Here is a 13,758-nt window from a genome sequence, read left to right on the forward strand (position 1 = left end):
TCTGCTGATCGAGGGCCCGCCGGGCAGCGGCCGTACGGAGCTGCTGCTTGGCGGTCGTCGCGTCCCTGGCCGCCGCCGAGCGGCCGGACCGCCTGGGCGTCGTGCTGGTCGACGGCCGGGGCGGCCCCGGCGCGGGCGGCGGGCCCGGCGACGGACTGCGCGTGTGTACGGACGTACCGCATGTCACCACCTATCTCACGGCCCACGACCCGGTCCGGATGCGGGAGTTCGCGCAGTCGCTCAGCGCCGAGCTGAAGCGGCGCGCCGAGCTGCTCGGGCGGTCCGACTTCGCCGAGTGGCACGCCGGGCGAGAGCTGTCCGGCCGCATGGTCACGCAACGCACTGCCACGGCCCGGGGCGGCGGCGCCCAGGCCGAGTCCGCCCCGGGGACCGCTCCCGGTGCCGCCGCCGGGGCCGGTGACCTCGACTCCGCGCCCAGTTCGACGATGCGGCTGCGCCCCGGAGCGGCCCGGCGCCGGACGGACGCGGCGCCGCCGCTGCCCCGGCTCGTCGTGGTCGTCGACGACCTGGACGGGCTGGTGGCCCCGGCGCTCGGTTCGACCGGACGGCCCGCCGCCGGATCGGTGATGCGCGCGCTGGAGGCCGTGGCCCGGGAGGGTGACCGGCTGGGCGTCCACCTGGTGGCCGCCACCGGCCCGTGCGCCCGCACGGCGGAGACGGAACCGGCCCGTCGGGCCACCCTGCGCGTGAGCCTCGACGCCCCGGTCGCGGGTCCCGACGAGCCTGCTCCGGGCCGTGGGCGCCTGGACCGCGCGGACGGGCGGAGCACCCCGTTCCAGGGCGGGCGCGTCACCGGCCGCATCCCCCGGACGGCGACCCTGCGCCCCACGGTCGTGCCGCTCGAATGGCACCGCATGGGTGACCCTCCGGCCCGCCGTCCGGTGCGGGAACTCGGAAACGGCCCGACCGACCTGGCACTGTTGGCCAGCGCGCTGGAAAGGGCGGCGCGGGAGGTCGCGGCGGCGAAGGTGCCGTCACTTCTGTAGCGCCGGTCCGCGGCACTGTTCCGTGGCATTGGCCGGATGCCGACCCTCTGTCGTCGACCAGGGACGAGCCCCTGGTCACGACGGGGTCACGATCCCCCGCTTGACAGCCGACGCCATCTTGCCGCCCCCGCACACCCGGGCGTAGACCAGATCGCACGGGAGCGCGCTCGACGTTCGACGAGGAACGAAGAACGGGGCAGTCATGCGCATGACGAGCACCATCCGGACACGCTGGTCGCCGCAGCCGAACGAGGCGACCCCCCAGAGCCGCAGAGCCATCAGGACAGCGGCCACCGTCGCCGCGGGAGCGCTCGCGCTCTCGCTCACCGCCTGCGGAGGCAGTGACAACAACAGCACCGGAAACACGGGCGAGACCGAGGAGACCACCAACAGCGTCAACCTTCCGAAACTGGACGGGACGAGCCTGGAGGTCGCCGCCGTGTGGACCGGCACCGAACAGGCCAACTTCAAGAAGGTCCTTCAGGAGTTCGAGAACCGCACGGGTGCCAAGGTGACCTTCGTGCCCGCGCAGGACCCGATCATCAACTTCATCGGTTCGAAGGTGGCCGGCGGGCAGCCGCCGGACATCGCGATGCTGCCACAGCCCGGCGCCATCAAGCAGGCCGTCGACAAGGGCTGGGCCAAGCCGCTGGGCTCCGACGCCGTCAAGGAGCTCAGCGAGAACTACTCGCAGGGCTGGCAGGACATCGGCAAGGTGGGCGGCAAGCCGTACGGCGTCTACTACAAGGCCGCCAACAAGTCCCTGATCTGGTACAACAACCAGGTCTTCGAGAACGCGGGGGCCAGTGAGCCCGAGACCTGGCCGGACCTGCTGGGCACCGCGCAGACGGTCTTCGACTCCGGCGTCACCCCGTTCTCCATCGGCGCGGCCGAGGGCTGGACGCTGACCGACTGGTTCGAGAACGTCTACCTCTCCCAGGCCGGCCCGGAGAAGTACGACCAGCTGGCCAAGCACGAGATCAAGTGGACGGACCCGTCCGTGAAGGACGCGCTGACCACCCTCGCGCAGGTCTGGGGCAAGCCCGACTGGATCGCGGGCGGGGCGAACGGGGCGTTGCAGACCGACTTCCCGGCCTCCGTCACGCAGGTCTTCACCGGCGGGGACCAGCCCAAGGCGGCCATGGTCGCCGCGGGTGACTTCGCGCAGGTCAACATCCCGAAGAGCATGAAGATCGGGACGGACGCGAAGGTGTTCCCGTTCCCCGCGGTCGGTGACAACGGCCCGGTGGTCTCGGGCGGCGACGCGGCCGTGATCCTGGAGGACTCGAAGGGATCCCAGGCCCTGGCCACCTGGCTCGCCTCCCCGGACGCGGCGACGATCCAGGCGAAGCTGGGCGGTTACCTGTCACCGAACAAGAGCGTGCCGAACTCCGCGTACCCCAACGCGGTGCAGCAGAAGATCGCCAAGGCGCTCATCGACGCCGGTGACGACTTCCGCTTCGACATGTCCGACCAGGCCCCGCAGGCCTTCGGCGGTACGCCCGGCAAGGGCGAGTGGAAGATCCTCCAGGACTTCCTGAAGAACCCGAAGAACATCGCGGGTACCCAGGCGAAGCTGGAGGCCGAAGCGGCCGCGGCCTACGGGAACTGACGTCATGACGTCGGCCACGGCAGGGGGCACCGAGCCCCCTGCCGCTCCCAAGTCGCGCAAGAGTGTGACCGGCACCCGCAGGACCGTCGCGGCACTGTTCCTGCTGCCCGCGTTCGTCCTGCTCGGCGCGCTCGTGGTGTACCCGATCGGGTACTCGGTCGTGCGCAGCTTCTACGACCAGTCCGGCGACGGCTTCGCCGGAATGGACAACTACAAGTCCCTCTTCACCGACGAGGGCATCCGCACCGCGCTGAAGAACAACATCATCTGGGTGGTGTTCGCGCCCACGGTCGCGACGGCGCTCGGCCTGATCTTCGCGGTGCTGACCGAACGGGTGCGCTGGGGCACGGCCTTCAAGCTGGTCGTCTTCATGCCGATGGCGATCTCCATGCTGGCGGCGGGCATCATCTTCCGCCTGGTGTACGACCAGGACCCGGACAAGGGCGTGGCGAACGCGGTGTGGGTGGGCGTGCACGACACCTTCGCCCCGTCGTCGGAGTTCCCGAAGGCCCATCCGGGCCGGCAGTCGCCGCTGGAGCCGGCCGGCGGCGGCGCGTTCATCACCAAGTCGCCCGTGCGGACGGGCGAGACCGTCTTGCTGCCGCTCGTGGGTGTCGCGCCGGATCTGATGCCCGACGACGCGAAGACCGCCGTGGCGGCGAAGCCGGAGCCGGACAAGATCACCGGCACGACCTGGCAGGACTTCACCCGCGGCAAGGGCGTGGGCAAGCTGGGCGAGGTCGACGCGGCCGAACTGGGCTATGCGGGCATGAAGGTCGAGGCCGTCAAGGACGGCAGGGTCGTGGCGTCGGCGACGGCCGCCGGCGACGGCACCTTCACGCTCCCGGCCTCGGCCGACGGAGCCCAACTCCGGCTCCCGGCGAGCAACTTCAAGGAGCCGTACAACGGCCTGGACTGGCTCGGCCCGGCCCTGGTCACCCCGTCCATCATCGGCTCGTACATCTGGATGTGGGCGGGCTTCGCGATGGTGCTGATCGCGGCGGGGCTCGCGGGCGTGCCGCGTGAACTGCTGGAGGCGGCCCGGGTCGACGGAGCGTCGGAATGGCAGGTGTTCAGACGGGTCACGGTGCCGTTGCTGGCGCCGGTCCTCGCGGTCGTCACCGTCACGCTGATGATCAACGTGCTGAAGATCTTCGACCTGGTCTTCATCATCGCCCCCGGCTCCTCCCAGGACGACGCGAACGTCCTCGCCCTGGAGCTGTACCGCAAGGGCTTCTCCGAGGACCAGCCGGGCATCGCCAGCGCCATCTCGGTGTTCCTGCTGCTGCTCGTGATCCCGGTGATGTGGTTCAACGTACGGCGGCTGCGGCGGGAGGTGCGGCGATGAAGGCCACCATGCAGTCGCTGGGGTCCAAGCTGGTCGAGGGGGTCAGCGGTGGGCTGGTGCGGGTGTTCCTCATCGTCGTCGGGCTGTTCTGGCTGGTGCCGACGATCGGTCTGCTGCTGTCCAGCCTGCGCTCGCCGGAGGACATCGCGGCGAGCGGCTGGTGGAAGGTGTTCACCGAGCCCTCGCAGATCACCTTCGACAGCTACCGGAAGCTGCTGGAGAACGAGGACATCACCAACTCCCTGCTGAACACGGTGTGGATCACCGTGCCGGCGACCGTGCTGGTCGTGGTCATCGGCTCGCTGGCGGGCTACGCCTTCGCCTGGATGGAGTTCCCGGGCCGGGACTGGTGGTTCCTGGCCGTCGTCGGCCTGTTGGTCGTGCCCGTGCAGGTGGCGCTGATCCCGATCGCCGAACTCTTCGGCACCATCGGCATCTTCGGCTCCGTACTCGGTGTGGTGCTCTTCCACGTCGGCTTCGGGCTGCCGTTCGCGGTGTTCCTGCTGCGGAACTTCTTCGCGGAGATCCCGAGGGAGCTGCTGGAGGCGGCCCGCCTGGACGGGGCGGGTGAACTGCGGCTGTTCCTGCGTGTCGTGATGCCGCTCGGCGGCCCGGCGATCGCCGCCCTCGGCATCTTCCAGTTCCTGTGGGTGTGGAACGACCTGCTGGTCGCGCTGATCTTCTCGGACTCCGGGAGCCAGCCGATCACCGTGGCGCTCCAGACGCAGGTACGGCAGTTCGGCAACAACATCGACGTGCTGGCACCCGGCGCGTTCATCTCGATGGTGATCCCGCTGGCCGTCTTCTTCGCTTTCCAGCGGCAGTTCGTGTCCGGCGTGATGGCGGGCGCCGTGAAGTAGCCGTTACCACAGGGCGATTGACGGGGCGGGCCGACAGCGGTCCGTCCCGTCCGTGTTCCCCCGGATGCCGTAGCCCACCGTAACCAAGTCGCCTCGCCGGCCGTTCCCGGGCCGAACGCCCGTGCCGACCGATGGATGGCCTCTTGCCCAGGTTCAGTGTCATTGTCCCCGCGTACCAGGTTCAGGCGTACCTGCACGAGTGCCTCGAATCGGTGCTCTCCCAATCGTGTCCCGATCTGGAACTGATCGTCGTCGACGACTGCTCACCGGACGCGTGCGGCGCGATCATCGACGAGTTCGCCGCCCGTGACGCGCGGGTCCGGCCCGTCCATCTGCCGGAGAACGTCGGCCTGGGCCGCGCCCGCAACGTCGGTGTCGCGCACGCGAGCGGCGACTACCTGCTGTTCCTCGACAGCGACGACACCCTCACGCCCGACGCGCTGCGGTCGATCACGGACCGGCTGAAGGAGACGGGCGATCCGGACGTCCTGGTCTTCGACTACGCGCGCACCCACTGGACGGGCGAGGCGGTCCGCAACCAGGCGGCCCTCCACCTCACCGAGCAGGGCCCGGCGCCGTTCCGCCTGGAGGACCGGCCGGGGCTGCTGAGGCTGCTGATGGTCGCCTGGAACAAGGCCTACCGGCGGGACTTCGTCGAGCGGAGGGGCTTCACCTTCCCGCCCGGGTACTACGAGGACACGCCGTGGACGTACCCGGTGCTGATGACCGCGGAGTCGATCGCGACCCTGGACCGGGTCTGCGTGCACTACCGGCAGCGTCGGCAGGGCAGCATCCTGCGCACCACCAGCGAGCGGCACTTCGACGTCTTCGACCAGTACGACCGGGTCTTCGCCTACCTCGACGAACGCCCGGAACTGGCCAGGTGGCGCCCGGCGCTGTTCCGCCGCATGGTCCATCACCTGGCGATCGTGTACGCGCGGCGGGACCGGCTGCCCCGCGGTTCGCACGCGGACTTCATGCGCCGGGCCCGCGCCCACTACCGCCGCTACCGCACCCCGGGCGGCCCCCTCCCCCTGCGCGCCCGGGTGCACCACGTCCTGATCCGCTTCGGCCTGCACCGCACCTACCGCACGCTCCGGCTGGCGTCGGCCGCGCAGCGCGGCGCGGCCCGGGCGTCCGGGAGACTGTTGCGGGGCCTCAGGTCCGCCGCGCTCGGTGCCCACTACCGCCTCCAGCGCTGTCTGCCGCTGCGCGCCGACCGGGCCGTCTTCGCGGCCTACGGCGGCCGCGGCCACAGCTGCAACCCGGGCGCGCTGGAGTCGGCGTTCCGCGATCTCGCGCCGCACATCCGCACCGCGTGGATCGCCCGTCCCGAGCACCACCACGCGACGCCGCCGGGGCCGCGCCGCCTCGTCCCCGGCACGGCCGCCTACTGGACGGCGCTCGCCCGCTCCCGGTACCTGGTCAGCAACACCGACTTCGACCACCGGCTGGCCAAGCGCCGGGGCCAGGTGCTGATCCAGACCGGGCACGGCACCCCGCTGGGACACATCGGCCTGGACCTCCAGGAGCGCCCGGCGGCAGCCCGCGGCAGGGACTTCGCCCGGCTGCTCAAGGGCGTGGACCAGTGGGACTACGTGCTGTCCGCCAATCGCCACACCACGCTGACCCACGAGCGCGTCCACCCCGGCCGCTACACCACGCTCGAGTACGGCTACCCCCGCAACGACGTGTTCCGCAGGGCGACCGCGGCCGACGTGACCCGGCTGCGTGCCACGCTCGGCATCCCCGAGGGCACGGTGGCGATCCTGTACGCGCCGACCCACCGCGACTACCGCCGGTCCCAGCGCCACTGCCTCGACCTGCAGCGGATCGTACGCCGTCTGGGCCCGCGTTTCGTCGTGCTGGCCCGCGCCCATCACGCCTACGACGCCCCGCTGACCAGCACCTGCGGCAGGGTCGTCGACGTCAGCGACCACCCGAGCGTGGAGTCGCTCTGCCTGGCCTCGGACGCCCTGGTCACGGACTACTCGTCGGTGATGTTCGACTACGCCAACCTGGACCGGCCGATCGTGGTCCTCGCCGACGACTGGGAGGCGTACGACGCGGCCCGCGGCACCTACTTCGACCTGCGGTCCTTCCCGCCGGGCGCGGTCGCGCGCGGTGAGGACGAGCTGATCGACGTCTTCGCCACCGGCCACTGGCGCGGCTCCCGCTCGACGCAGCTGCGTGCGGCGTTCCGCGAGCGGTTCTGCACGTACGACGACGGCCGGGCCGCCGAGCGGGTCGTACGCCGGGTCGTCCTCGGGGAGTCGGAGCTGCCGCCGGTCCTGCCGCTCGGCGAACGCCGTCCGGTGCCGTCGGCGGCGGCCGCACTGGCGCGCGAGCCGCTCACCACGGTGCCGCAGCCGGCCGGCCCCGCGGGCGTCATCGACCGTCTCTGAACACCCCTCGTACTCAGGGGAGCCCGCATGCCCTCCAGCCCGTCGCGGCCGAGACCCAGCCGGCCGCCCTCCTGGCGCCCGTCCGGACGACCGGGACGCCGTGGCGCCGCCTGACAGCGACCCGCTTGTGCAGAACCTGACGCGACCCGCTTGTGCAGAACCTGACAACGACCCCGCGTCCGCAGAACACGACAGAAAGAGCAGAATGCCCCGCTTCAGCATCGTCGTCCCGTCCCATGGGGTCGCCGGCCGGCTGTCCCAGGCACTGGACTCGGTCCTCGCCCAGTCGTTCGGCGACTTCGAGCTGATCCCGGTGTGCGACGCGCCCGACTCACCCGCGGCGGACGTCGTCGCCGGGTACGCGGAGCGGGACTCCCGGGTGACGCCGGTGGGCTCCCCGCCGTCGGCCGGTCTGGCCGGGGCGCGCAACACCGGGCTGCGGGCGGCGGTCGGCGGCCATGTGCTGTTCCTCGACGGGGACGACGTCCTGGCCCCGGGGGCGCTGGCGGCGCTGGACGCCCGGCTGAGCGACACCGGCGAGGTGGACGTCCTGTACGCCGAGCACGAGCGCACCCCCTGGTGGGAGGGGGAGCCGAGCAACCCGGCCGCGCCGCTGCTGGCCGGCACACCGGACGGGGCGTTCTCCCCCGACCGGGCCCCGGAGCTGACGGGCGTGGCGCTGCCGGCGTGGAGCGCGGTGTACCGCAGGGCCTTCCTCGCCGAGGAGGACCTCACGTTCCCCGGGGGCCACTTCACCGACGTCGGGTTCGGCGGGCTGGTCGCCCTGCGGGCGCGGCGGGTGGCGGTCCTGCGCTCGGTCGTCGTCCGCCACCTGCTGCGCCGGCAGGGCAACCGGCTGGGCCTGCCCGGGGAGCATCACGCCGAGTTGCTCGACCAGGCCGAGCTGGTGCTGACCCGGGCCGGGGAGCAGGGGCTGTCGCCGCAGCGGCTGAAGCCGCTGTTCGGGCAGCTCTTCGCCGCCGTGCTGAAGACGGCCGCCCATCCCCGGCGCCTCCCGGCAGGGCACCGGGCCTTCTTCCAGCGGGCGAGCGGGCTCTACCGGCGGCACCGCCCGGCCGGCTACCGACCGCCCGGCGGCAGCCTCGGCGTCCAGCACCGGCTGCTGGCAGCCGGGTCGTACACGGCGTTCCGCGCCCTGCGCGCCGCCAACCGCACAGCGCTGCGGGCCGCCGCGCTGCTCCCCCGGCCCCGGGGGCTGCGCACCCGGCTGCGGTACGCGGCGGCCCTGCGCCGCCCCCTCGACCAGAACCTGGTCGTGTACTGCGCCTACTGGGGCCGCGGCTACGCCTGCAACCCGGCCGCGATCCACGCCAAGGCCCGCGAGCTCGCCCCGCATCTGCGCTCGGTGTTCCTGGTGGAGCCGGACGCGGCGCACACCCTGCCGAAGGGCGTGGAGCACGCGGTGATCGGCAGCCGGAAGTACTGGGAGGTGCTGGCCCGCGCCAAGTACCTCGTCAACAACGCCAACTTCGCGGACGCCGTCGTCAAACGCCCCGGCAGCGTGCACCTCCAGACCCAGCACGGCACCCCGCTGAAGAAGATGGGCACCGACCAGGCGGCGTATCCCGTGGTGGCCGCGGCGACCGGAAGCTTCGCCAGGCTGCTGGCCCGGATCGACCGCTGGGACTACAACCTCACCTCCAACCGGCACTCCACCGAGATGTGGGAGCGGGCGTTCCCCGGGGCGCACGAGATCCTCGAGTACGGCTATCCGCGCAACGACGTGTACTGCACGGCGTCCGCCGAGGACGTCGCCCGCGTCCGCCGGGAGCTGGGCGTCCCCGAGGGCAAGAAAGCCCTGCTCTACGCGCCCACGCACCGCGACTACGCCACCGGCTTCGCGTCGGGCCTGAACCTGGCGGAGTTCTGCGAGGCGATCGGCGACGACTACGTGGTCCTGCTGCGCGCCCACTACTTCTACGACCGGGGATCACACCGGGGCGGCGGGCGGATCATCGACGTCACCGGGCACCGCTCGTCGGAGGACGTGTGCCTGGCCGCGGACGCGCTGATCACCGACTACTCGTCGATCATGTTCGACTACGCCAACCTGGACCGGCCGATCGTGGTGTACGCCGACGACTGGGACGTCTACCGGGAGACCCGGGGCGTCTACTTCGACCTGATGGGTTTCCCGCCGGGCCGGATCGCCCGCACGGCCGAGGAGCTGGCGGCCGTCTTCCGCGACGGCTCCTGGGCGGACGAGTCGGCCACGGCCCTGCGTGCCGCGTTCCGGGAGCGCTTCTGCCAGTTCGACGACGGGCGGGCCGCCGAGCGCGTCGTGCGCCGGGTGCTGCTGGGGGAGCCGCCCGAGTCGATCCCGCCCGTGGTCCCGCTCGCGGAGCGCGTCCCGGCCCCCGCCGCCGCCACCCTCGTGAGGAGCTGACCGAAGAAGTGCCCCGCTTCAGCATCATCGTCCCCGTCTACAAGGTGCAGGGCTTCCTGCGCGAGTGTCTCGACTCGGTGCTCGGTCAGTCGTACGGCGACTTCGAGGTGATCGCCGTGGACGACCGTTCGCCGGACGGCAGCGGCGCGATCCTCGACGAGTACGCCGCCCGCGACACCCGGGTGCGGGTGCTGCACCTGCCCGAGAACGTGGGCCTGGGCCGGGCCCGCAACGCCGGCCTCGCGCAGGCGGCCGGCGACTACGTCCTGTTCCTCGACAGCGACGACCACTACACGCCGGGCCTGCTGGCGGCCGTCGCCGCGCGGCTCGGGACGGCCGGTGACCCGGACGTCCTGGTCTTCGACCACGTGCGTACCCACTGGTGGGGCCGGGGCGGGCGCAGTGAGGGTGCGGACCTGCTGGCGGCGGCGGGCCTGGAGACGTTCTCCGTCCGGGAGAGCCCCGAGTACCTGAAGCTGTTCCTGGTCGCGTGGAACAAGGCGTACCGGCGGTCGTTCTTCCTGGAGCACGGCCTGGAGTACGGGCCGGGGCTGTACGAGGACGCGCCGGTGACCTACCGGGCGATGGTGCTGGCCGACCGGATCGCCTGCCTGGACCGGATCGGGGTCGAGTACCGGCAGCGGCGGCAGGGCGCGATCACCAGGACGCCCGGGCGCCGCCACTTCGACATCTTCCCGCAGTACGAGGGGCTGTTCGCGTTCCTGGAGCAGCGCCCCGACCTCGACTGGGCGCGGCCGTTGCTGCTGGAGCGGGCGCTGGACCACATGCTGTTCGTGCTGGCGCGGGAGGACCGGGTGCGGCCTGCGGACCGGGGCGACTTCTACCGCGAGATCCGTTCCTTCCACCGCCGTCACCTCCCGGAGGGCGGTTTCCCGGAGCCGGACGGCTGGCGCGGGGTGGAGATGCGGCTGCTGGCCTCGGCGCCCTACGCGTCGTACGCGGCGGTGCGCGGGCTGCGGGACCTGCGCGCGACCGCCCTGGAGGGGCAGCGGCGGGTGGCGCGCAGGGCGTCGGAGACCGCGCGGCGCACCTGGTACGCGGCCCAGTCGAAGCGCCCCCTCGATCCGCACCTCGCCGTCTACTCCGCGATCCACCACCGGGGCGTCTCGGGCGACCCGGCCGCGATCCACGCCAAGGCCCGTGAGCTCGCCCCGCACATCCGGGGCGTGTGGGTGGTCCGGGAGGAGGCGGTGGACGCGCTGCCGCCCGGGACCGACCATGTGACGCCAGGCTCGCGCCGCTACCACGAGGTCATGGCACGGGCCACGTACTGGGTGAACAACGTCAACTGGCCGGGCACCCTGGCCAAGCGGCCCGGCAGCGTGCACATCCACACCCATCAGGGCACCCCGCTCAAGTACATGGGCGCCGACCTGCTGACCAAGCCGGGCGCCCGGCACGGCTTCGACGTCCCGCAGATGCTGCGCCGCGCCGACCGCTGGGACTACAGCCTGGTCGCGGGGCGGCACGCGGAACGGGCCTGGGAGCGGGCGTACCCGTGCCACTTCACCTCGCTGCGGACCGGCAGCCCGCGCAACGACGCGCTGGTCGGCGCCGGCCGGGAGCGGGGCCCGGTGGTGCGCGAGCGGCTCGGCATCCCGGCCGGTGACACGGTCGTGCTGTACGCGCCGACCCGCCGGGACTACCGGCGCGGCGGCCACGTCGACCGGATCGACCTGGCCCGGTTCGCGGCGGACCTGGGACCCGGCCACACCCTCGTCGTGCGCCTGCACCCCTCGCTGGCCGGGGGTGTGGCGCGCGGCCTGGGCCTGTCGGACCTGCACCGACGCGGCGTGCTGGTGGACGCGACCGACGAGCCGCACGTGGAGGACGTGATGCTCGCCTCCGACGTCCTGGTCACCGACTACTCCGCCCTGATGTTCGACTACGTCCTCCTCGACCGGCCGGTCGTGGTCCACGCCGACGACTGGGGGGCGTTCGCGGCGAGCCGGGGCGCCTACTTCGACGTCACGGCCGACGCGCCGGGGCACGTGTCGCGCTCCTACCGGGAGCTGACCTGGCTGTTCACGTCCGGTACCTGGCAGGACGCGGAGTCGGGGCGGCTGCGGGCGGGCTTCCGGGAGCGGTACTGCGAGTTCGAGGACGGGCAGGCCGCCGAACGGGTCGTACGGCTGGTGATGCTGGGCGAGCGAGGCGGTGCGCCGCTGCCCGCGGCCCGCAGGACCCCCGCGGTCGCCGCGCGGTCCGAGGCGCTGATCGAGAGATGACGACACCCACCACCCCCGAGGCCCTCCCCTCCCTGCCCGGCCGGCGCGGCTCCTCGGCACGGCCGCCGGCCGCCGGCGAGCGGCTGCGGCCGGTGCACTGGTGGCACGCGGCCCTGGTCGCCGCGCCCACCGCGGCCCTGTTCGTGCTGGGCTACCGGCGCCGCTGGATCTGCGACGACGGACTGATCTACCTGCGTCCGGTCCGGCAGATCCTGGCGGGCAACGGGCCCGTGTTCAACGTGGGGGAACGCGCGGAGAGTTCCACCGGCACCCTCTGGCAGTGGCTGCTCGCGCTCGGCACCTGGCTGACCGGCGAGGACCCGGCGTTCCTCGCGGTCGGGCTGGGGCTGCTGCTGAGCACCGCCGGGTCGGGGTTCGCGCTGTACGCGACGTGCCGGCTGCACCGGAGCGCGGGGCTGCTGCTCCCGGCGGGGGTGGTCGTGCCGCTGGCGGTGCCGCCGTTCTGGACGTACATGACCTCGGGTCTGGAGAGCGGCCTCGGCGCCTTCTGGACGGGCCTGTCGTGGTGGCTGCTGACGCGCACCCGGCGGGGTCAGGACACCCGGGAGACGTACGCGGCCGCCTTCGTGTTCGGGCTGGGTCCGCTGGTCCGGCCCGATCTCGCGGTGGTCACGGGGTGCTTCCTGGCGGCCCAGTGGTGGGTGCTGCGCCCCTCCCGGCGGGGTGTCACGGCGACGCTGGCCTCGGCCGGAGCGCTGCCGCTGGCCTACGAGGTCTTCCGGGCGGGGTACTACGGGATCCTGGTGCCGCTGCCCGCCATCGCCAAGGAGGCGGGCGCCAGCGACTGGAGCCGGGGCGCCGGGTACGTGCAGGAGACGCTCGGGCCCTACTGGCTGTGGCCCGTCGTGCCCGTGCTGGGCGCGCTGGCGGTGCTGCTGGTGCGGCGCACCCGCAGGCAACGCAGGGCGCGCACCCCCGGCCGGGCCTCGCTCGCGGTGCTGCTCGCACCGCTCGTGGCGGGCCTGCTGCTGGCCGGGTACGTCGTCCGCGTCGGCGGTGACTACATGCACGCCCGCATGATCCTGCCCGCGCTCCTCCTGCTGCTCCTGCCGGTGCTGGTGGTCCCCGCGACCAGGTTCACGGGCGTGGCGGCCGCGCTTCTGGTGGTGTGGCTGTGCGCGGCGGTCAGTCCCCTGCGGGCGCCGTTCGACGTGCGCGGCACGCCGACGACCTTCAATGTGCGCAGCTCCGACGTGGAGGGGCTCGGTGACCACAACCCGGTGCGCACCGCGACCTGGGTGGACAACTGGCCGGCCCTGCCGGAGGGGCGCGGCATGCTCGCTCGGGCCGTGCGCGCGCCCCGGCCGACGCTGCTGTACTTCGACGCGCGGCGCCGGCTGCACGCCACACCGGTGCGGCGGGACTCGCCGTACCACGTGGTGATCGTGGGCCGGCATCTCGGTGTCACGGGGGCCGCGGCGCCGCTCGACGCCTACGTCAACGACGCCTGGGGGCTGGCCAGCCCGGTCGGCGCGCATCTCGCGCTGGAGCGGTGGAGCTGGCCCGGGCACGAGAAGTTCCTGCGCAACCACTGGGTCTTCGCGGAGTGGGCGGTCGCCTCTCCGCCGCGGCGGGACCTGCTGCGGGCGGGGACCTCGCGGGAGGCGGTCGAGGCGGCCCGGGCCGCGCTGGGCTGCGGTGGGCTGGCCGAGCTGACGGAGTCGGCGCGTGCGCCGCTCACCGCCGGGCGGTTCTGGGACAACCTCACGGGGTCCTTCGAGCGGACCCGGTTCCGGTTCGCGCGCTGGCCGGCCGCGGCGGAGCGGGCGCTGTGCGACTGAGGTCGGCAGGTGGGCGTAGTGGCCTCACCCGATGAAGTGACCCGGGGTCAGGCCTCCGGCGGGGGCGG

7 protein-coding genes and 1 pseudogene are annotated in these 13,758 nt (G+C 72.8%); all 8 read left to right on the top strand.

The window, feature by feature from the left end:
- Positions 1–1,007: pseudogene (locus SSQG_RS14985) on the top strand (FtsK/SpoIIIE domain-containing protein); the annotation flags it as partial.
- Between the two features lie 202 nt (positions 1,008–1,209).
- Entirely contained in the window at positions 1,210–2,619 is a 1,410-nt protein-coding gene (locus SSQG_RS14990) for an ABC transporter substrate-binding protein (protein WP_039932758.1), read from the top strand.
- Between the two features lie 4 nt (positions 2,620–2,623).
- Entirely contained in the window at positions 2,624–3,967 is a 1,344-nt protein-coding gene (locus tag SSQG_RS14995) for a carbohydrate ABC transporter permease (protein ID WP_208865648.1), read from the top strand.
- Positions 3,964–4,827: a carbohydrate ABC transporter permease gene (locus tag SSQG_RS15000; RefSeq protein WP_052310283.1), complete on the top strand. Its 864-nt coding sequence runs from the start codon at positions 3,964–3,966 to the stop codon at positions 4,825–4,827. The genes SSQG_RS14995 and SSQG_RS15000 overlap by 4 nt, the downstream gene beginning before the upstream one ends.
- A gap of 143 nt (positions 4,828–4,970) precedes the next feature.
- Entirely contained in the window at positions 4,971–7,232 is a 2,262-nt protein-coding gene (locus SSQG_RS15005) for a bifunctional glycosyltransferase/CDP-glycerol:glycerophosphate glycerophosphotransferase (protein ID WP_039932762.1), read from the top strand.
- A gap of 205 nt (positions 7,233–7,437) precedes the next feature.
- The gene (locus SSQG_RS15010; protein WP_003990627.1) at positions 7,438–9,639 is read left to right on the top strand and encodes a CDP-glycerol glycerophosphotransferase family protein; all 2,202 of its coding nucleotides are present in this window, start codon (positions 7,438–7,440) and stop codon (positions 9,637–9,639) included.
- Between the two features lie 8 nt (positions 9,640–9,647).
- Positions 9,648–11,888: a bifunctional glycosyltransferase/CDP-glycerol:glycerophosphate glycerophosphotransferase gene (locus tag SSQG_RS15015; RefSeq protein WP_003990628.1), complete on the top strand. Its 2,241-nt coding sequence runs from the start codon at positions 9,648–9,650 to the stop codon at positions 11,886–11,888.
- Complete coding sequence (locus SSQG_RS15020; RefSeq protein WP_052310284.1) at positions 11,885–13,690, top strand: hypothetical protein; 1,806 nt, start codon at positions 11,885–11,887, stop codon at positions 13,688–13,690. The genes SSQG_RS15015 and SSQG_RS15020 overlap by 4 nt, the downstream gene beginning before the upstream one ends.
- Positions 13,691–13,758 lie beyond the last annotated feature (68 nt).

The sequence above is a fragment of the Streptomyces viridochromogenes DSM 40736 genome, from assembly GCF_000158955.1.
GTDB classification, from domain to species: Bacteria; Actinomycetota; Actinomycetes; order Streptomycetales; family Streptomycetaceae; genus Streptomyces; species Streptomyces venetus.